Below are 18,123 nucleotides of genomic sequence, written 5' to 3'. Positions count from 1 at the left end.
GTTGGGGGCGCTCATGCTTGGACATCTCCATGGCCAGCGCGCCCGGCGCGTCCGGTCAACATTGGCAACAAGGTGGCCGGCACCAGGATGACCAGCGCCAGGTGAATTACCACAAAACCCACGATCCCCGCCATGGCGAGGAAATGCACGTGGCGCGCAGTGTCGAACCCGCCAAACAGCGTCGCCAGCCAGTCCAGCTGCACGGGCTTCCAGATGGCCAGCCCGGATGCCACCACCAGCACGCCCAGCAGCAGCACCGCCACATACATCAGCCGCTGCACCGCGTTGTAGGCGCCGGGCCGATGCGGCAGGCGCAGCCGGATGGCAAGCGACGCGTCACGCAGGACGCCGCGCGCGCTCAGCGGCAGGAAGTGGCGCCGGAAATGCCGCGTGGCGAGACCATAAAGCAGGTAGACCAGGCCATTGGCGGCCAACAGCCACATGGCCGCGAAATGCCATGCGATCGAGCCGCCCAGCCAGCCGCCCACCGTCGCCCAGGCCGGGAATTTGAAGGGAAACAGCGGCGATGCGTTGTAGATCGCCCAGCCGCTCATCACCATGCAGGCCATGGCGAAGGCGTTGATCCAGTGCGTGGCGCGCACGACCAGCGGATGGACGATGGCGCGCCGCGCGGGGGCGGAGGAGGGGAGCTTGCGCATGACAGGGAACGTTGGCGGGACAGCAAGGATCCAGGCCGGACGGCGCCGGCCCGGGCGGGTCTTACATCGGGGGCACCACGCCTTGCTTGCCGGCCGAGATAAAGCGCGCGGTCAGCCCGCCGTCGGCGCCCTTGCTGGCAAACAGCACGATATGCGCGCCAGGGACCAGCAAGGAGCGGTCGCCGGGTTCCAGGTTGACGATGGGCACGTCGTTGGGGATCACGATGCGCTTTTCGCCGTCGGGGTACTTCACGGTGATGGTACGGCCGTTGCTGACCACCACGTTGCCCACGGTGCCGTTGGTCATGCTGCTGTTCTTGCCGAGGTCCCACGCACGGTGGCCCTCGCCGCTGCCGCGCATGCTCGGCGGGAACACGTGCACCTCGAGCGCCTTGAGCGAGCCATCCGCCTGCGGCACGGCGGCCGAGCCGATATAGCTGCCGGGCTTGATCTCATCGACCTTCGCCAGCGTCACCGCGCGCACCGCCGTGTCCTTGGTCAGGCCCACGTCCAGGTCCTGTCCCGACCGCGTGCGCACCTTCAGCGTGTCGCCGGCGAAGGCGGTCACGGTGCCGCGCACGCCGGTCGGCGTGGCGGCGGGAGCGGGCTGCGCCAGCACTGCGGGCGCAGCGGCAAACATGGCGCCGGCGAGCAGCGCCGGGGCCACCAAGGTACGCGTCAACATGCTCGAAACGATCTTCATCCTGGAACTCCTGGTGCGTGGAAAGTGCTACCTAGGTTAGGGTGATGGCCGGGTCGCTCGGGTGACTTTTTGATGACAAAAAAGTCATAAATCAGGGCTCCGGCCACCGCTAGAATGGCGGCATATCGTTGAATGGCATTGCGCATCATGAGCATCCTCGTCATCGAAGACGACCCCAAGACCGGCGATTACCTCAAGAAGGGTTTGCGCGAAAGCGGCTACGCCGTGGATCTCGCGCGCACCGGTACGGACGGTCTGCACATGGCGCTGGAACACGCCTACGACCTCGTCGTGCTCGACGTGATGCTGCCGGGCATCGACGGCTGGGAAATCATGCGCGCGCTGCGCGCGCGGCGCGACCTGCCGGTGATCTTCCTGACCGCGCGCGACCATGTCAACGACCGCATCCACGGGCTTGAGCTCGGCGCCGACGACTACCTGGTCAAGCCGTTTTCGTTCATCGAGCTGGTGCTGCGCATCCGCACGCTGCTGCGCCGCGGCGTGGTGCGCGAGGCGGAGCTGTTCGAATTCGCCGACCTCAAGCTCGATGTCCTGCGCCGCAAGGTGACGCGCCAGGGCGTGGAGATCGTGCTGACCAACAAGGAATTCCTGCTGCTGCACCTGCTGGTCAAGCGCCAGGGCGAGGCGCTGTCGCGCACGCTGATTGCCGCCGAGGTGTGGGACATGAACTTCGACAGCGACACCAACGTCGTCGACGTGGCCATCAAGCGGCTGCGCGCCAAGGTCGACCAGCCCTTCGACAAGAAGCTTATCCATACCGTGCGCAGCATCGGCTATACCTTCGGCGAGGGCGCGTGAAAGCCTGGTCCTCGCGCTCGCTGACCGCGCGCACCACGTTGTCGTTCGCCGCGATTGCCTGCGTGGTGATCGGCGCGCTGGGCGCGTATTTCTACCAGTCCGTCAAGACCTCGATGGAGGCCCGCGCCGATCTGCAGCTGATCGGGCGCGTGGCGCATTTCCGCCGGCTGGCCAGCGATGTGTACACCGTCGGCGAGCTCAAGGACCGGCCTTTGCTGTTCGAATCCATGCTCGGCGCCGAGCGCGACGTGCTGATTTTCCGCAAGCCGGGCGAGCCGCCGTTTATCCACGTCAACCCGGACAACCTGCCGGTGCCGGCAAAGCTTGAGGCCTCTGCGCCGGGCGACGGCGCCGGCCCGAGCGCGGCCAGCATCTTGCGCACCCGGCTGGACAACGGCGTGCCGGTGCACTGGGCGGCCGCGATGGCGCGCTCCAGCGAGGATGGCGGCGTGGTCGAGGTGATTGCCGCGCATCCCATGAGCAACGAAGTGCGGATGCTCGCCGCTTACCGCGACCGCGTGGTGCTGGCCGCGCTGGTCGGCATGCTGGCGGCGACCGCGCTCGCCTTCTTCGCCATCCGGCGCGGGCTCAAGCCGGTTGGCGGCATCGCCGCGCGCGCCGCCGAGATCAGCCCGGCCAGCCTGGCGGTGCGCCTGGACGAGCGGGATGCCCCCGCCGAGCTGCGCGGCCTCGTCGGCGCGTTCAACGCCATGCTGGACCGGCTGGCCGACGGCTACGAACGGCTGTCCCAGTTCTCCGCCGACCTGGCCCACGAGATCCGCACGCCCGTGGGCGCGCTGATCGGCCAGACCCAGGTCACGCTGAGCCAGTCGCGCCGGCCGGAGGAATACCAGGACGTCCTCGAGTCCAACCTGGAGGAGCTGAACCGGCTCGGCCATATCGCCGAGAACATCCTGTTCCTGGCGCAGGCCGACCATGCCGGGCTGGTTATCGAGCGCGCCCCGGTGTCGCTGCCTGACGAGCTCAACAAGATCGCCGAGTATTTCGAAGGGCCGGCGGACGAGAAGGCGATGACGTTCGAAGTGGAGGCGCTCAGCACGGTCTGGGCCAATCCGCTGCTGTGCCGCCGCGCCATCAACAACCTGGTGGTCAATGCCGTGCGCTACGGCGCGCCGGGCAGCGTGGTGCGGCTCAGCAGTACCGAAGAGCCTGACGGCATCGTCGTTGCGGTGGAAAACCAGGGCGAGGCCATCCCGCAAGCCCAGCTCGACCGCCTGTTCGACCGCTTTTATCGCGGCGATGCGGCGCGCAGCCGGGTCACGGAGTCCAACGGCCTCGGCCTGGCCATCGTGAAGGCCATCATGGTGCTGCACGGCGGCGGCGTGAAGGCCAGTTGTCCCGCGCCGGGGCTGGTGCGGTTTGCGCTGCGGTTCCCGCGGCAGCAAGGGTTGGCTGCCTGAAATTGTGGCGGCTGGCGCCTGCCAGCCGTGCGCGCGGGATCCCCGCGCGCTTCATTGCCGCTTCGTTGCTAGCGCTACAACAGCGATGCAACAGCGTTACAGCAGCGTATCCAGCAGATCCGGCCCAAACACCTCCCGGTGCACCCGGTCCGCCTTCACGCCACGCGCCTGCAGCGCCGCGCGCTGTGCCTGCATGAACGGCAGCGGCCCGCACAGGTAGAAGTCCGCATCCGCAAGCTCATCGTCGGCCAGAATCACATCGATATCCATGCGGCCGGGCAGGGCGGGTTGCGCCAGAAATTCCGCCGGCTCCTCGGATTCCAGGAAAAAGTGCGTGCGCAGCTTGGGCAGCTTGCGGGCGGCATGCTTGACGTCCTTCAGGTGCGCCACGTGCGAGGCCATGCGCGCGGCGTGGCCGAATACGACCTTGCGTGAAGGATTGCGCTGCGCGACGGTGTTCAGCGCGCTGATCATGGGCGTGACACCGACGCCGGCCGAGAGCAGCACGATGGGGGTGCTGGACTCGATGCGCGGGGCGAAGTCGCCAAAGGGCTGGCTGACCAGCAGCACGTCGCCTTCAAGGGCGTTTTCGTGCAGCCAGTTCGAGACCGCGCCGGCGGGCAGGTCCTCGCCATTGCCGCGGTCGCGCTTGACCGAGATGCGCCAGGTCTTGCCGTTGGGCGCGTCGGACAAACTGTACTGGCGCTGCTGGAAGGCGCCGGGGGTGAGTTCCACCACCACGGAGATGTACTGGCCGGGCAGGAAGTCGGCCAGCGTGGTGCCGCCCACGGCTTCGAGCGTGAAGGCGGTGATGTCGGCGCTTTGTTCTTCGCGCGCGACGATGCGCACGGGCTGGCGGTGATCGGGGCCGGTTTGCGCGCGCTCGTAGAGGCGGGCTTCCGCGGCGATCAGTTCGGCGGCGAGCAGCCAGTAGGCTTCGTCCCATGCGGCGACCAGCGCCGGGGTGGCGGCATCGCCGAGCACTTCGCCGATGGCGCCGAGCAGGTGGCGCGCGACGATGGCGTAGTGGCTGGGCTTGATGCCGACCGATGCATGCTTGTGGACGATGCGGCTGACCACCGGAGCCAGGGCGCTGTTGTCGCCATGGTTGGCGGCGTAGGCGAATACGGCGGAAGCCAGCGACTGCTGCTGCGAACCGTTGGCCTGGTTGCCCATGTTGAACAGGTTGGTCAGCTCGGGCCGATCGGCAAACATGTTGCGATAGAACGTCTGGGTAATGGCCAGGCCATGTTCGCGCAGCACGGGCACGCTCGCGTCGATCAGGGGTCTCGATTGTTCGGACAGCACGGCAACCTCCAAAGATGTGCGTGAAATGCAACAAAAAAGAAAAATGACTCCGCAACGTGGTGCGGTGGCGGCGTACGGTCTGGGTGCAATCCCGGCTCTGCCTGGACGCGGTCAGGTGTCGACGCCTTGAAACCGATTTTATTAAACATGCATTTGCAATGCAACATAAAATTTGCGGCAGCGCGCAAAGATGCATCTTTGGTCCATGTTAGACTGCGGCAACCGTCACACTGAGGCGCAATGCCTGCCGGAGCGCCATCCTGGCGACCTCATACACCATCGCCGCAAACCGGACTTTTCCATGAGACTGACCGACTACACCGACTACAGTCTGCGGACCCTGATCTATGTGGCGGTCCATCCGGGCGAACTGGTCACCATCCAGCACATCGCGGATGCGTTCGGCATTCCCAAGAACCACCTGATCAAGATCGTGCAAAAGCTCGGCCAGGCCGGCTTCCTGCATACGGTGCGCGGGCGCGCCGGCGGCATCGCGCTGGGGCGGCCGGCTTCGGAGATCAATGTGGGCGAAGTGATCCGGACCATGGAGTCGGATTTCAACCTGGTGGAATGCTTCCAGGGCGACGATAACCACTGCATCATCACCCGCGTATGCGGCTTGCGCGGCGTGCTGTCCGCAGCGTTGCGGGCTTATTTCGAGGTGCTGGACGCGTATAGCCTGCAGGATCTGGTGGAGAAGCCTGCGGCGCTCACCCGGGCGTTTGGCGACGGCGGCGCGGCCACCCTGACCGGCATCCCGGTCAAGAACGTGACGCGCAAGGCCAAGGCCTCCCAGGCGACCGCCGAGGGCGCCGGCGAGCAGTAAGCCCGCGTTGCGCCGGTGTCCCGGTTGGCGGGAGCGGCGCCGGGGCGAGGCCGGCCCGGGTTCAGGCCGGCGTCTTGCGAAACGAGATGGCGAAGCGGTTCCAGCTGTTGATCGTGGCAATCAGCAGGGTCAGGTCGACCAGCTCGGCGTCGCCGAAGTGGGGGCGAACCGCTTCCCAGACAGCATCGGGCACATGATCCTGGGCGACCAGCGTGACGGCTTCCGTCCAGGCCAGCGCGGCGCGCTCGCGGTCGGTGAAGAAGGGCGCTTCACGCCAGACCGACAGGGTGGCCAGGCGGCGGTCATTCTCGCCGCCCTTGCGCGCATCGGTGGTGTGCAGGTCGATGCAATAGGCGCAGCCATTGATCTGCGAGGCGCGCAGTCGCACCAGCTCTACCAGCGGTTTTTCCAGGCCGCTCTTGCCGATGCGTTCTTCCAGGCCGAGCACGGCCTTGATGGCGGCGGGGTTGGCTTTGTAGAAGTCGAGACGTTGTTCCATGGTTTGCATTCTACGTATCCCTTCAATGCGCGGCCGCGCCAGCGGCAGCATTGCCGCCCTTGGCTGGCTTGGTGAACCAGATCAGCGGAATGATCACGATGAAGATCACGCCCGAGATCCAGAAGATATCGTTCAAGCCAAGCATGGCGGCTTGCGTGGTGAGGTTGCGTTCGAAGAACGCCATCGCCTGGTCATGGCTGAAACCGGCCGTGGCCTGCAAGGCTTCCAGCGCGTGCACAAAGGCCGGGTTGTGCCGGCTGGCCTGCTCCGCGAGTTGCGAGTGGTGCAGGACATTGCGGTCGTTCCAGGCCGTGCTGGCCAGCGATGTCCCTACCGCGCCGGTGAACACGCGAACAAAGTTCGACAGGCCGGCGGCGGCCGGAATCTTGTCCGGCGACAGCCCCGACAGGATGATCGCGGTCAGCGGCACGAAGAACAGCGCGGTGGGGATGCCTTGCAACAACGTGGGCAGCACCAGCGTCCAGGTGTCCACGGTGGTGGTGTAGCCCGAGCGCATGAAGAACACTGCGGCGAAGCCGGCAAAGGCCATGGTCGCCAGCACCCGCGCATCGGAGCGCGGCATGATCTTGCCCAGCGCCGGCGCCAGTATCACGGCGAAGATGCCCAGTGGCGCGGTCACCAGGCCGGCATTCACGGCCGGGTAGCCAAGGTACTGCTGCATCCATTGCGGCAGCAGGACCAGGTTGGCGAAGAATACGCCGTAGGCTACCGAGATCGCCACGGTGCCGCCCAGGAAGTTGCGCCCGGCAAACAGCTTGAGATCGACGATCGGATGTTCCTCGGTCAGTTCCCAGATCACGAAGAAGATAAAGCTGATCAACGCAACGACACCCAGGCCCACGATCAGCGACGAATGGAACCAGTCGAGATCCTTGCCCTTGTCGAGCATGATCTGCAGCGCTGCCACCCAGGTGATGAGCGAAGCCAGGCCAACCTTGTCGATCGGCAGCGCGCGCTTCGGCGTTTCACGCGAGCGGTAGATGATCCAGGTGACGGCGGCGGCGAACAAGCCTACGGGAATGTTGATGTAGAAGATCCAGGACCACGAGTAGCGGTCGGTCATCCAGCCGCCCAGCGCCGGGCCGGCAATCGGGCCCACGGTAGCCGTCATGGCCCACAGCGCCAGCGCGGTGGAGCTGCGTTGCTTGGGATACGAGCCTAGCAGGATGGCCTGCGAGAGCGGAATCAGCGGGCCGGCCACGGCGCCTTGCAGCACGCGCGCGGCCAGCAGGATCGGCAGGGTGGGCGCAATGCCGCACAGCCAGGATGACAGCACGAACAGCAGGATGGCGCCGACAAACAGGCGTATTTGCCCGATGCGCTGGGTCAGCCAGCCTGTGAGCGGGATCGATACCGCGTTGGCGGCGGCGAACAGCGTGATGACCCACGTGCCTTCGTCCACCGACACACCGAGGTTGCCGGAGATGGTGGGAATGGCCACGTTGGCGATCGACGAGTCGAGCACGTTCATGAAGGTGGCGAGCGCTACCGCGAAGGTGGCTAGCACCAGCTTGCCGCCGGTAAGCGGCGGGGGCTGGAGCGGTTCGGCTGTGTTGGCGTTTTCCATGGTGAACTCGACGGGTTTCTGGCTGGTGTCGGCCGGCTCTTGCCGGATTTAGTTGCCATTTAAGAATCTGAGTTATCAGATAAATAACGAAGAAAAATCCTGGCAAGGCATTACAGGACAGCGCCCTTGGCCGGCTTTTCAGCCGTCTTCGCGGCAACCGCGGTGGCCTGTGCGCCCTGGCTGGATGCGCCCGAGGTGCTGTTCAGCGCGATGATGCGAGCGATTTCAGCATCGGCTTGCTCCCCATAGCCACGGTAGACATTGGTGCTGTAGGTGGTCTTCTTGACCGCGCCGAGTTGCGCGCCGCTGCGGTCCCTGGTGTCCACGTCGACCTGCATCGACAAGCCGATCTGCAGCGGGTGGGCACGCAGCTCCGCCGGGTCGAGCTCGATGCGGGCGGGCAGGCGTTGCACCACCTTGATCCAGTTGCCGGTGGCGTTTTGTGCCGGCAAGGCCGAGAACGCACTGCCGGTGCCGGCGGAGAAGCCCACCACGCGGCCGTGATAGCGCACGCTGCTGCCGTACACGTCCGCGCGCAGCACAACCGGCTGGCCGATTCGCATGTGCTGGAGCTGGACTTCCTTGAAGTTGGCATCCACCCACACGCCATCCAGCGGGACGATGGCCAGCATCGGCGCGCCCGGGGCTACGCGCTGGCCGACCTGTACCGAGCGGCGCGCCACATAGCCCGTGACGGGCGCCGGCAGCGTGTTGCGCGCCAGGGCGAGATGCGCGTCGCGCAGCTTGGCGGCGGCGGCCTGTACGGCAGGATGCTCGGCGACCGTGGTCTGGTCGGTCATGGTGCGGTTGGAGGCAAGTTGCTGGCGGGCGGCTTCGAGCGCGGCCTCGGCGGTCTTGACCGCGTCGCGGGCGTGGGCCACGTCTTCCGCGGACACGGCCCCGGTTTCCGTCACCTGGCTGCGGCGCTGGAAGTCGTCGCGGGCCTTGGCCAGGTCGGCCTGGCGCTGCTGGATCGCGGCCTGGTAGACGTTGTTGTTGACGTAGAGGGCGCTGACCTGGCGCACCGTTTGCGCGAGCTGAGCCTGGGCGTTGCCCAGCGCGACCTGCGCATCGGCCGGGTCGAGGTTGACCACGGCTTCGCCGGCCTGGACGATCTGCGTGTCGTCGGCATTGACGCTGATCACGGTGCCGCTGACCTGCGGCGTGAGTTGCACGAGGTTGCCGTTGACGTAGGCGTCGTCGGTGTCTTCGTGATGCACGGCGTAGGTGAAATAGTAGGCACTGTAGCCGCCGGCGGCAAGCAAGGAGGCTAGGCCCAGCGCGGCAAGCAGGCGCCTGCGGGTGGCCATCTTGCCGGCGGGGGCGGTGTTGCTGTTGTTGTCGGCGGTGGATTCGGTCTGGGTAGCTTCGGTCATGTTGATCACCTTGGTCGCTGTATCGGTGGTGTTATCGGCGTTGAGCGGTTGTTATGGCAATTGCGGCTACTGCGGCTGTTCGGGAGCGCCCGGGGCGGCGGCGCGAAGGACTGGCGGCGTGGCGGCCACCGCGGTGGCCGCCACGCCGGACGTATCCGTGTAGCCGCCGCCAAGAGACGCCGCCAGCGCGATCTGGCGGTCGCGGCGCGTCATGCGCAGCTGGGCCACGGCCTGGTTGCGGGCCAGCGCGCTGGTTTCCGCATTCAACACGGTGAGCTGGGTCGTCAGGCCCTGGCGATATTGCGCAAGAGCCAGGTCGCGGGCACGGCGGCTGTTCTGCTCGGCGCGCAGTGCATCGACCAGTTGCGCATCGATCGTGCGTATCTGGGCCAGTTGCGTCGCCACGTCGGTCAGGGCGCCGATCAGCGTCTGGTTGTAGTTCGCCACTGCCATGTCGAATTCCGCGTAGCGGCCCTTCAACTGCGCGCGCAGCGCGCCGGCATCGAAGATCGGCAGGTGGATGGCCGGGCCGGCGCTGGCGGTGCGGCTGGCGGCGGTGAGAAAGCGGCCAAAGCCAAAGGCATCCAGGCCAATCGCGGCGCTCAGGTTGATGTCAGGGTAGAAGCCGGCCTTGGCCACCTTGATGTCGTGGGTGCTGGCATCCACGCGCCACCGTGCGGCAACGATGTCGGGGCGGCGCGAGACCAGGTCGGCCGGGAGGTTGTCCGGCAGGCGTACGGCATCGCCGGGGCTCAGCGTGGGCCGCGCGAGGGCCAGCCCGCGGTCCGGGCCGCGGCCGAGCAGGGCGCCCAGCTGGTAGCGGGCATTGAGGATGGCGCCGTTGAGCGCCGTGACCGCTGCGTTGCTGGCGTCGAGGTTGGCGTCGGCGGTGCGCTGTTCCACTTCGGTGTCCAGGCCGGAGGCGGCGCGGGCGTGGGTGATGCGGGCCAGCGCACTGCGCTGCCTGACTTCGTCCTGGGCGATGTCGAGCAGGGCGTACAGGCGGGCCAGTTCGTTATAGGCGCGGGCCACGGCCGAGCTGACGGACAGGCGGACCTGCTCCGATTCCGCCTCGGCGGCGCGGCGGGCCGAGACCGATGAGGCCAGCGCTTCTCGGTTCTTGCCCCACAGGTCGAGTTCATAGGTGGCGCTGATCACGCCACGGTTTTCGGTCTGCCAGGAGCCCGCGACGGGCGGTGGCACCATGGCCGTGGCCGAGTACTGCTGGCGGGTCAAGGCGTAACCGGCGTCCACGCGCGGCAAGGTGTTGGCATTGGCGCCTTCGCTGTAGGCAGCGGCGGCGGCCAGGCGCGCCTTGGCCATGTCGATCGACGGGCTGCCTTCGAGCGCCTCGGCAATCAGCCCGCGCAGCTGCGCGTCGCCGAACTGGGCGGCCCAGTCCGCCGCGGGCCAGTGGCCTTGCTCGGCGGGCAGGCTGGCGGTGGTTTCCAGCGCGGTGGGCTCGGCGACGTGCTTGTCGCTGGAGATGCCCGCGTAGCTGGCGCAGCCGGCCAGCCAGGCGCTGAGCAGCAGGGGCAGGACCTTGGCGGAGCGCAGGGCGCGGCCGGTCGTTCGAGAAGTCTGCGTTTTCATTTTCTGATTTGTCAGATAAATGGTTAAAAAAAGACGCGCGCTCAGGCGGCCGAGAATTTGTCGAGCAGGCGCAACAATTCGTTGAACTCGCTCTTGCTGAAATCCTTGAGGCGCGCATTGAGCACCTCGGGGGCGATCTCCGGGATCTGGTCGGCAACGCTGTGGCCCTTGGCGGTGAGCTCCAGGTTCACCACGCGGCGGTCATCCACGCTGCGCGAGCGGGTCAACAGGCCCTTGTGCTCCAGCTTGTCGAGGATGCGGGTCATCAGGCCGGTGTCGATCACCAGCAGCTTGCTCAACTCAAACGGGGTGGTGGCCGTGCCGCGCGACAGCGACAGCAGGATGCCCATCTGCTGGGCGGTGATATCCAGTTCCTTCAGAGCAGCGTCCATCTCCATCAGCACAAGATTGCGGGCCTTGTTGAGATAAAAGCCGACGCTCTCTGTCAGGTTGAAAGTCCCCTTCGTGTAGTGCTTCATGGCTGCCTCCTGTCTTTCGTCCGCTGGCTGGATAATATTTGATAAGTCAGATAAATTCAAGGTCAGAATCTACATTGTTTAGCGTGTGCGGAGAGGGCGGCCGGCAGGTTCCGAATGTGCCGCTTGCCGGCGCGGATGGCTACGCATTCACCCCGCGGCTGGCGAAATACCGGGCCGGGGAATCGCCAAACGCTCGGCGGAACATGGCGATGAAGTTGCTTGGCGTGGCGTAGCCCAGTGCCTGCGCAACCTCGCCCACGGCCTCGCCGCGCGCGAGCCGCTCCAGCGCCAGTGTGAGCCGGGCCTGCTGCCGCCAGTTGGCAAAGCTCAGGCCGGTCTCACCCAGGAACAGGCGGGAAAGCGTGCGCGCAGACAAGCCGGCCCAGGCCGCCCATTCCACCAGGCTGCGGTGGTCGTCGGGCTGTGCCAGGATGGCGTTGCTGATCCGGCAGGCGCGCCGGTCGGTCGGTAGCGGCAGGTGCAGGGGTTGTTGTGGCGCCTGCCGGATCTCATCCAGCAGCACCGCAGTGATTCGTTCTTGTGCGGCGTCCAGCGTGAATGGCGAAGGCCACGACGCAGCGCGGCTGATCAGCGCGCGCATCACATCGCTGGTCCCTACCACGCAGGGCATGCTGGGCAGGTCCTGCGCCGCGGCGGGCGCGATCCACACATTCCAGCCGCTCAGCACGCCGCTGATCGTGACGCGGTGCATTTCTCCCGGCGGCATCCAGCCAGCCCGCTGGGCGGGCAGCAGCCAGGAGCCGCGCCGTGTGCGGACATGCACCAGGCCGTTGTCGATGCAGAACAGCTGGCCGCGCACGTGGCTGTGCCAGCCCAGCTCACGCGTGCCGAGCCGGAATTCGTTGTCCGCCTTATCGGCGCCGCGCATGGCGATCAGGGCCGGGCCGTCCGGGCGCTCGCTGGTGTCGGCAAAGGCGGCCAGCAGGCTTGCCGTATCCGCCGCCACGCTGGCGTAAGACGCACGATGGGATGGATGCGATGACATGGCTGGAATTCATTATTTATCGGCAGGATAACGATATCGAGTCTACCTGTTTCCGCCGGATACTTGTTGCCAAGGCGCCGCCATCCACACTTTCCCGCGCCGCAGGAGATCCACATGCTGCAGACCGCAATCCCCCCCGTACGGGCTATATCCGCAATACCCAGCCGCCAGATTTCGCTGGCCGCGCGGGCGCTGGACGAGACTGCGCTGGATGCGTCCGCGGATGCGCAGGCACCCGGAGCAGCCGCGCGTTGAGCGCTTCAGAACCAGCGTCATGGCCCAAACCGCGAAATTTTCCGTGTCTATGAAACCACTGCACATCACCATCGTCGGCGCTGGCCTGGGAGGCTTATGCCTGGCGCAAGGGCTCAAGCAGCGGGGCATTGCCTTCGATGTCTACGAGCGCGATGCCGCGCTGGCCAGCCGTACGCAGGGCTACCGCCTCCGGATCGACCACGCGGGCCAGCAGGCCTTGAAGGGCTGCCTGCCGGCGGCGTTGTTCAGCGTGTTCCAGTCGACCAGCGCCATCCCCGCCGCCGGCGTCAACATAGTGAACACCGGGCTCGAGGCCGTCAGCGGCAGATGGGTGGAGTCGTGGCGGCGTGCCCGTGGCGATGCGCCCGCCGCAGCGCAAGCAGAAGCGCAAGCGCAAGCCGATGCGCAGGTGGAAGACCTGAGCGTGAATCGCCAGACGCTGCGCGAAGTCCTGATGCATGGCATCGAGGATCGGGTGCATTTCGGCAAGGCGTTCGTGCGTTACCGTGAAGGCGACGACTCGCGCGCGCAAACGGGCTTCTCCGATGGTTCATCCACCGTATCGGACCTGCTCGTCGCGGCGGACGGCGTTAATTCAAGGGTGCGCCGGCGGCGCCTGCCGGGCGCGGCACCGGCCGATACCGGATTTGCCTGCCTCTACGGCAAGACCCATCCCACGCCTGCCACGCTGGAGCGGCTCTCCGGCTTGCTGCCAGCCAGGACGTCGATCGTCTTTGGCGATGGCGTGGCCGTCATCATCGATCCGATGCGGTTCCGCCCGCCGCCCGCGGGGTACCGTCTGAGCATGCCCGGCGACTACCTCTACTGGGCCATCGTCGGCGCGCGCGAAACCCTTGGCATCGGCTGGGAAGCCGGGGATGCGTTGCAACAGGACGCGCTTGCCGCGCGCCTCGAACGCATCACGGCGGGATGGCATGCCGGGCTGCGCCCGCTGTTCCAGCAGAGCGATCGTGCCTCGCTGGCCATGGTGCCCGTCAGGACGGCGGATGTGCCCGCTGCCTGGCCAAGCAGTGCCGTCACGGTGCTGGGAGACGCCATCCATGCCATGAGCCCGGCCGGCGGCCTGGGGGCAAACACGGCGCTGCACGATGCGCTCCTGCTATCGCGGCAGTTGGGCGAGGCCGCCGCCGGCCGCCGCTCGCTGCGGGCGGCCATTGGCGGCTACGAAACCGCGATGCGTGCATACAGCGCGCACGCCATCCTGGCGTCGCAGCGCGGGACAGAGGTGTTGCTGGGCGCCAGCTGCCGGCAAGCGGAGCGGGTCCTGGCCGGCTAGGCATGGAGATCGGGCAAGGGGGCGGCGTGACCTCACGCGCACAAGCGCACCCCGCGCGGCCAAGCGAAGGGGCCGCGCGCGGTGGCCGCTGCAAAGGTCCGAACCCGGGGCGCTATTGCCCAGGCGCGAGCATTGCCACGCGGCGGCGCGGCAACGTGGGTGGCCGCGCCTTTGGGCTGCTCGCTACTTCGATTTCGCGCCGTCCGTGTACGGGTCGGCCTTGCCGGCCTTGGCGCCATCCGTATAGGGATCAGCCTTGCCGGCCTTGGCCCCGTCCGTATAGGGATCGGGCTTGCCTTGCGTGGCATTCAGGTCCATTTGCGTGGATTGCTTCGCACCATCCGTGTACGGATCGAACTTGCCGGTTTTCGCCCCATCCGTATAGGGATCGGCCTTGCCGGCCTTGGCCCCGTCGGTGTACGGGTCGAACTTCTTCTGCTGGCCATAGCTCAAGCCTGAAGCCGTTGCGGCGGCGACAAGTAACGTCAACGTGAGTACTCTGCGCATCTCTTGCTCCGGTGGTAAGGAGGTGGTCGCCTATGGTTCAGCGAGGAGCGCCCGGGCACAGGCTGGCTGGAATAGCCGGCATCTGCGCCACGCCAGGCAAGCTGGGGCGGTAACCTCGGTGGGCCAGCGGGGCACGCAAGTGGAGGCGGCCCAGGGCGCATGAGTGCCCGCCCCGCGTCTGCCTATGCTGCGTCCCGCACAGTTCATCCTAGGAGTGAATCCGGGGAGGCCGTAGTAAAACGTTGTAAATCCTTGTTGCGCTCTTTCCTTTCGGCCGCGCCCTGTCCCATGTGCGCTTTGCGCGGTATCTTGGCCTTCTGGCATCCGATCTGAAAAACTCCTTGACTATCTATCTACCAGTAGATAATATTCACGACATGGAAGCCGCTGCTCCGCCCCAGCGAGAAAGCTGAAGCAGGAAAGAGGATCCAGCGCATCACCCGGGGAATCCCCGTTTTTTTTGGCCGGCTTATCTATCTACTAGTAGATAACAGGCAAGAGAAGCGAAGGGTTCCAAAGCGTACCGATTCGATTCCGCCCAAGCGCGGGTCCTCAAATGCAAATGGAGAACATCATGACCTCGAACCTCTTCGCCAAGAGCCTGATCACCGCCGCCGCTCTGGCTGCCGCGTTCGTTGCCGGCACCGCCCAGGCTTCGGGCCCGAAGGACAGCACGTTCTCGGGTGACAAGTACGGCTACGTGTTCCGCACCACCACGCCCGACGCCTTCACCGACGGCGCGCGCAGCGGCAAGTTCGACCCGTTCACCGAAGGCGCACGCGTCGGCAAGGCTGACCCGTACACGGACGGTGCCCGCATCGTGGCCGGCCTGGATCGTAGCGGCGTGTCGGCCAGCCCGGCCCGCAGCGCGGATGCTTATACCGATGGCGTCCGCAGCGGCAAGTTCGACCCGTTCACCGAAGGCGCACGCGTCGGCAAGGCTGACCCGTACACGGATGGTGCCCGCGTCGTTGCCGGCCTGGATCGTAGCGGCGTGTCGGCCAGCCCGGCCCGCAGCGTGGACGCCTACACCGATGGCGCGCGTGGCGGCAAGTTCGACGTGTTCAGCGAAGGCGCCAATGCCTGAGTGCGGCAAGGGCATCCCGGCGATCGCCGCCTGGATGTCCGATGGCGGTTGGGAAACAGAGTGAGAGTGAAATAGAGTAGGGGTGCATCATGAGTTTACGGGACAGCTTCCTGATCCTGGCCGGCTGGGTGGTTCTCTGCGTTGCCAGTGGCTCTGCCATCACCGTGGTGGCGCAAGTGCTCCCGGCGTGAGCCGGCTTGTTGCGACTGCACACGAAATTGGCTTGAGGATCTATCGATAGATAGATAAGATCGCGCTATGAAAACGCAATCCGTACGCGAACAACTGCTCGAACACACGCTGGTGCTTATCCGCCGGCGCGGCTTCAATGGTTTCAGCTATCGCGACCTGGCCGAGCTGGTCGGCGTGAAGACGTCGAGCATCCATTATTACTTCCCCGCCAAGGGCGACCTGGTGCTGGAGGCGGTGAAGGAATACAGCGCCCGCATCTCCGAGCGGCTGCGCAGCGTGGATTCCTCGCTTTCCCCCGCCGCGCAGGCGGAGGGCTACCTCAACTTCCTGCGTACCGCGGCCTGCGGCGACCAGATCTGCCTCGCGGGCATGTTGTCCACCGAGACGCTATGCCTGCCAGAGGCGGTGCACGCCGAACTCAAGGCGTTCTACCGCATGAACGAGAACTGGCTGATGGGGCTGATCGAGCGCGCGCAGAAGGAATACGGCAAGGTCTATCCGGTGACGCCTCGCGCACTGGCGCAGGTGATCTACGGCGCGCTGCAGAACGGCTTGATCGTTGCGCGGCTGTTTGGGGCGCCTGAGCGGCTGGAGTCCGCCGCCGAGCTGCTGATGGCTTCGGTATCCGAGTAGGACGAACAAGCAGCGCGCTGCTGGCTCCCGGCATGTGAAAAAGCCGACCTGACGAGGTCGGCTTTTTGTTTGCATCGCGCGCTGCGATTCAGCCTGCTGCGCTCTCCAGCACCTGCCACTTCTCGTCGGACTCCTGCACGCGTTCGTCCTGCACCAGCTTGAGCAGGTGCGCCAGCATCGAGCGCTTTGCCACGGGGAGCATGCGCTGCGGCACGTCGTCGTAGACGCGCAGGAGCAGGGCGTCGATGCTGGTTTCGCCGAGCTCTCGCAGCGCGTTGAGCACCTTTGCCTCGCGCTGCATGCGATGGCGGATCAAGGTGCGGATGGCATCCGCGGGCCGGGGCATCAGGAAGCCGTGGCCGGGCGCGAGCCATTCCAGGTCTTCGTCCTGCAACGCGGTGAGCGAGGCCAGGTACGCGCGCATGTCACCGTCGGGCGGATTGATCACGACGGTGGATCCCTGCATCACGTGGTCGCCAGTGAACAAGGTCTTTTCTTCCTCAAGCAGGAAGCAAAGATGATTGGATGCATGCCCCGGCGTGTGGACGACGCGCAGCGTGCAGCCTTCGCCCAGCGCCAGGCGCTCGCCGTGCGCCAGGATGCGCTCGGGCTGGAAGGTCTGGTCCTGGCGTGGCGTCTGCGGCGCGGGTCGGCCCAGCACCGCCGCGCCGGTGGCGGCCTTGAGCCTGGATGTCGCCGGCGAGTGGTCGATGTGGGTGTGGGTGGCCAGGATCCAGCGGATCGGGCCGGGCGCGGCCGCCAGCACGGCGTCCACATGGGCTTCGTCGTCGGGGCCCGGATCGATCACGGCCCATTCGTTGCGCGCGGGATTGCCCACAAAGTACGTATTGGTGCCGGGCCCGGTCATCGCGCTGCCATTGCCGGCCGTGACGCGCCAGATGCGTTCAGACAGGCGCACCGCGGCGCCGGTCGCCAGCTCATAGCGCGCATGGCCCTGGCCTTGCGGGTCGATGCGCTCGATCTCGGCATAGGCGGGTTCGCTGGGCAGCACGGGCCGCAGGCCGCCACTGCCCTGGGCCAGGCGCGGCATGATGCGCGCAATGTCGCGCAACTGTGCCGCGTGGTCAAAGCAGGCCTGGGCGGTGTCGAAGCGGGCAATCGACGCCAGCGTGCGCCGCGTGACGGCCACCAGCTTCAGGCCGCGCGCCGGATCGATGGCATCGCTCGGGCGTATCCAGAGATGCTCCATGGCCTCGTCGCCATCGTGCGTGGCGGACTGGCCGGCGGGCGCCACGGCCACGAAAAAGCGCGTGTCGAAACGCTTGGGCAAGCCGGGTGGCGTCAACCAGTGGCTGTGATACGCCAAGCGGTCCACCGCCAGGCGCACACCAAGCTGCTCGCAGAGTTGCGCCATGCCCGGCCCACCGCTGCGCGCCGACTGCCGCAGCCATGCCTGCTGCGTGGCATCGAGCGTGTCCAGCGCGATCAGCTTGCCACCGGCATCGCTCGCAAACAGCAGGCCGGCTTCCTCGAAACACTCGCGCACGGCTGCCAGGTAGAAATCCAGGCCGCCATCCGGCAGCTTGAGGCGAGCGCTGGCCGCGGTATCGTCCAGGCCGGTGCAGGCATCGTGCAGGGTTTTGTCCTGGGGGTCGAGCGTGCCGCCGGGAAAGACGAAGGCGCCGCTGCTGCGGTCGTCGTTGCGCTCGGGGCGGCGCACCAGCAGCACTTCCATGCCGGCCGCGCCATCGCGCACTACCAGGATGCTTGCGGCCTGGCGCAGGGAGGGGGGGCGTGAGGGAGGCGGGCTTCCGCTCTGTTCTTGTTCGCGCATGTGGGGCGGTTCCTGATTGACTGGCTAGGATCAGGGGACAGTGTAGCGGCATCGCACGGTTATGCCACCAAGGGAAAGCG

General features: G+C 66.5%; 18 protein-coding genes. 7 read left to right on the top strand and 11 right to left on the bottom strand.

The window, feature by feature from the left end; genetic code table 11:
- Positions 1 to 11 precede the first annotated feature (11 nt).
- Positions 12 to 659 carry a cytochrome b/b6 domain-containing protein gene (locus A9975_RS15580; RefSeq protein ID WP_183033584.1) on the bottom strand — a complete coding sequence of 216 codons (648 nt, stop codon included), beginning with the start codon at positions 657 to 659 and terminating at the stop codon, positions 12 to 14.
- 61 nt (positions 660 to 720) lie between these two features.
- A complete protein-coding gene (locus A9975_RS15575) occupies positions 721 to 1,362 on the bottom strand; it encodes a hypothetical protein (protein ID WP_183033582.1) in 642 nt (213 codons plus the stop codon).
- A gap of 147 nt (positions 1,363 to 1,509) precedes the next feature.
- Here A9975_RS15575 and A9975_RS15570 point away from each other — a divergent pair, with 147 nt between their 5' ends.
- Together A9975_RS15570 and A9975_RS15565 are read left to right on the top strand one after the other, a co-directional pair.
- Entirely contained in the window at positions 1,510 to 2,181 is a 672-nt protein-coding gene (locus A9975_RS15570; protein ID WP_183033580.1) for a heavy metal response regulator transcription factor, read from the top strand.
- Positions 2,178 to 3,602, top strand: a complete 1,425-nt coding sequence (locus A9975_RS15565) for a heavy metal sensor histidine kinase (RefSeq protein WP_183033578.1) — start codon at positions 2,178 to 2,180, stop codon at positions 3,600 to 3,602. Before A9975_RS15570 ends, A9975_RS15565 begins: the two co-directional genes overlap by 4 nt.
- A gap of 96 nt (positions 3,603 to 3,698) precedes the next feature.
- Here A9975_RS15565 and A9975_RS15560 read toward each other — a convergent pair whose 3' ends face one another.
- Complete coding sequence (locus A9975_RS15560; protein WP_183033576.1) at positions 3,699 to 4,910, bottom strand: globin domain-containing protein; 1,212 nt, start codon at positions 4,908 to 4,910, stop codon at positions 3,699 to 3,701.
- 301 nt (positions 4,911 to 5,211) lie between these two features.
- Here A9975_RS15560 and A9975_RS15555 point away from each other — a divergent pair, with 301 nt between their 5' ends.
- Positions 5,212 to 5,736, top strand: a complete 525-nt coding sequence (locus A9975_RS15555) for an Rrf2 family transcriptional regulator (protein ID WP_183033575.1) — start codon at positions 5,212 to 5,214, stop codon at positions 5,734 to 5,736.
- A gap of 61 nt (positions 5,737 to 5,797) precedes the next feature.
- Here the strand turns inward: A9975_RS15555 and A9975_RS15550 are convergent, their stop codons facing one another.
- The 6 genes from A9975_RS15550 to A9975_RS15525 form a co-directional block, all read right to left on the bottom strand.
- On the bottom strand, positions 5,798 to 6,235 hold the full coding sequence (locus A9975_RS15550; protein ID WP_183033574.1) for a carboxymuconolactone decarboxylase family protein: 438 nt from the start codon (positions 6,233 to 6,235) through the stop codon (positions 5,798 to 5,800).
- A 22-nt stretch (positions 6,236 to 6,257) separates the two neighbouring features.
- Positions 6,258 to 7,823, bottom strand: coding sequence for a DHA2 family efflux MFS transporter permease subunit (locus A9975_RS15545; RefSeq protein ID WP_183033573.1), 1,566 nt, complete (start codon positions 7,821 to 7,823; stop codon positions 6,258 to 6,260).
- Positions 7,824 to 7,933: 110 nt separating this feature from the next.
- Entirely contained in the window at positions 7,934 to 9,199 is a 1,266-nt protein-coding gene (locus A9975_RS15540) for an HlyD family efflux transporter periplasmic adaptor subunit (RefSeq protein WP_183033572.1), read from the bottom strand.
- Positions 9,200 to 9,265: 66 nt separating this feature from the next.
- The gene (locus A9975_RS15535) at positions 9,266 to 10,792 is read right to left on the bottom strand and encodes an efflux transporter outer membrane subunit (protein ID WP_183033571.1); all 1,527 of its coding nucleotides are present in this window, start codon (positions 10,790 to 10,792) and stop codon (positions 9,266 to 9,268) included.
- Between the two features lie 41 nt (positions 10,793 to 10,833).
- Positions 10,834 to 11,271, bottom strand: a complete 438-nt coding sequence (locus tag A9975_RS15530; RefSeq protein ID WP_174428401.1) for a MarR family winged helix-turn-helix transcriptional regulator — start codon at positions 11,269 to 11,271, stop codon at positions 10,834 to 10,836.
- Between the two features lie 139 nt (positions 11,272 to 11,410).
- Positions 11,411 to 12,277 carry a helix-turn-helix domain-containing protein gene (locus A9975_RS15525; RefSeq protein WP_183033570.1) on the bottom strand — a complete coding sequence of 289 codons (867 nt, stop codon included), beginning with the start codon at positions 12,275 to 12,277 and terminating at the stop codon, positions 11,411 to 11,413.
- Positions 12,278 to 12,391: 114 nt separating this feature from the next.
- Between A9975_RS15525 and A9975_RS15520 the strand changes: the two genes are divergently transcribed.
- Together A9975_RS15520 and A9975_RS15515 are read left to right on the top strand one after the other, a co-directional pair.
- The gene (locus A9975_RS15520) at positions 12,392 to 12,532 is read left to right on the top strand and encodes a hypothetical protein (RefSeq protein ID WP_183033569.1); all 141 of its coding nucleotides are present in this window, start codon (positions 12,392 to 12,394) and stop codon (positions 12,530 to 12,532) included.
- Positions 12,533 to 12,581: 49 nt separating this feature from the next.
- On the top strand, positions 12,582 to 13,829 hold the full coding sequence (locus A9975_RS15515; RefSeq protein ID WP_255503274.1) for an NAD(P)/FAD-dependent oxidoreductase: 1,248 nt from the start codon (positions 12,582 to 12,584) through the stop codon (positions 13,827 to 13,829).
- A gap of 183 nt (positions 13,830 to 14,012) precedes the next feature.
- Here the strand turns inward: A9975_RS15515 and A9975_RS15510 are convergent, their stop codons facing one another.
- Positions 14,013 to 14,336 (bottom strand): hypothetical protein, encoded by a 324-nt coding sequence (locus A9975_RS15510; protein ID WP_150985789.1) that lies wholly within the window; start codon positions 14,334 to 14,336, stop codon positions 14,013 to 14,015.
- A 574-nt stretch (positions 14,337 to 14,910) separates the two neighbouring features.
- Here A9975_RS15510 and A9975_RS15505 point away from each other — a divergent pair.
- Together A9975_RS15505 and A9975_RS15500 are read left to right on the top strand one after the other, a co-directional pair.
- On the top strand, positions 14,911 to 15,423 hold the full coding sequence (locus A9975_RS15505; protein ID WP_183033567.1) for a copper resistance protein CopQ: 513 nt from the start codon (positions 14,911 to 14,913) through the stop codon (positions 15,421 to 15,423).
- A gap of 258 nt (positions 15,424 to 15,681) precedes the next feature.
- Entirely contained in the window at positions 15,682 to 16,248 is a 567-nt protein-coding gene (locus A9975_RS15500; protein ID WP_183033566.1) for a TetR/AcrR family transcriptional regulator, read from the top strand.
- 88 nt (positions 16,249 to 16,336) lie between these two features.
- Here A9975_RS15500 and A9975_RS15495 read toward each other — a convergent pair whose 3' ends face one another.
- Complete coding sequence (locus tag A9975_RS15495; RefSeq protein WP_183033565.1) at positions 16,337 to 18,043, bottom strand: MBL fold metallo-hydrolase; 1,707 nt, start codon at positions 18,041 to 18,043, stop codon at positions 16,337 to 16,339.
- Between the last annotated feature and the right edge of the window lie 80 nt (positions 18,044 to 18,123).

The sequence above is a fragment of the Cupriavidus sp. UME77 genome (assembly GCF_014170355.1).
Classification (GTDB): domain Bacteria; phylum Pseudomonadota; class Gammaproteobacteria; order Burkholderiales; family Burkholderiaceae; genus Cupriavidus; species Cupriavidus basilensis.
Note: the sequence above shows the minus strand (reverse complement) of the source record. Positions and strands in the feature narration are given on the sequence as shown.

Excerpts from the sequence above, each read along its gene's own strand:
- A9975_RS15495 (WP_183033565.1), bottom strand. The coding sequence starts at position 18,043 with ATGCGCGAACAAGAACAGAGCGGAAGCCCGCCTCCCTCACGCCCCCCC.
- A9975_RS15570 (WP_183033580.1), top strand. The coding sequence starts at position 1,510 with ATGAGCATCCTCGTCATCGAAGACGACCCCAAGACCGGCGATTACCTC.
- A9975_RS15525 (WP_183033570.1), bottom strand. The coding sequence starts at position 12,277 with ATGTCATCGCATCCATCCCATCGTGCGTCTTACGCCAGCGTGGCGGCG.
- A9975_RS15535 (WP_183033571.1), bottom strand. The coding sequence starts at position 10,792 with ATGAAAACGCAGACTTCTCGAACGACCGGCCGCGCCCTGCGCTCCGCC.
- A9975_RS15555 (WP_183033575.1), top strand. The coding sequence starts at position 5,212 with ATGAGACTGACCGACTACACCGACTACAGTCTGCGGACCCTGATCTAT.
- A9975_RS15520 (WP_183033569.1), top strand. The coding sequence starts at position 12,392 with ATGCTGCAGACCGCAATCCCCCCCGTACGGGCTATATCCGCAATACCC.
- A9975_RS15580 (WP_183033584.1), bottom strand. The coding sequence starts at position 659 with ATGCGCAAGCTCCCCTCCTCCGCCCCCGCGCGGCGCGCCATCGTCCAT.
- A9975_RS15550 (WP_183033574.1), bottom strand. The coding sequence starts at position 6,235 with ATGGAACAACGTCTCGACTTCTACAAAGCCAACCCCGCCGCCATCAAG.
- A9975_RS15500 (WP_183033566.1), top strand. The coding sequence starts at position 15,682 with ATGAAAACGCAATCCGTACGCGAACAACTGCTCGAACACACGCTGGTG.
- A9975_RS15505 (WP_183033567.1), top strand. The coding sequence starts at position 14,911 with ATGACCTCGAACCTCTTCGCCAAGAGCCTGATCACCGCCGCCGCTCTG.
- A9975_RS15575 (WP_183033582.1), bottom strand. The coding sequence starts at position 1,362 with ATGAAGATCGTTTCGAGCATGTTGACGCGTACCTTGGTGGCCCCGGCG.
- A9975_RS15510 (WP_150985789.1), bottom strand. The coding sequence starts at position 14,336 with ATGCGCAGAGTACTCACGTTGACGTTACTTGTCGCCGCCGCAACGGCT.
- A9975_RS15515 (WP_255503274.1), top strand. The coding sequence starts at position 12,582 with ATGAAACCACTGCACATCACCATCGTCGGCGCTGGCCTGGGAGGCTTA.
- A9975_RS15540 (WP_183033572.1), bottom strand. The coding sequence starts at position 9,199 with ATGACCGAAGCTACCCAGACCGAATCCACCGCCGACAACAACAGCAAC.
- A9975_RS15545 (WP_183033573.1), bottom strand. The coding sequence starts at position 7,823 with ATGGAAAACGCCAACACAGCCGAACCGCTCCAGCCCCCGCCGCTTACC.
- A9975_RS15530 (WP_174428401.1), bottom strand. The coding sequence starts at position 11,271 with ATGAAGCACTACACGAAGGGGACTTTCAACCTGACAGAGAGCGTCGGC.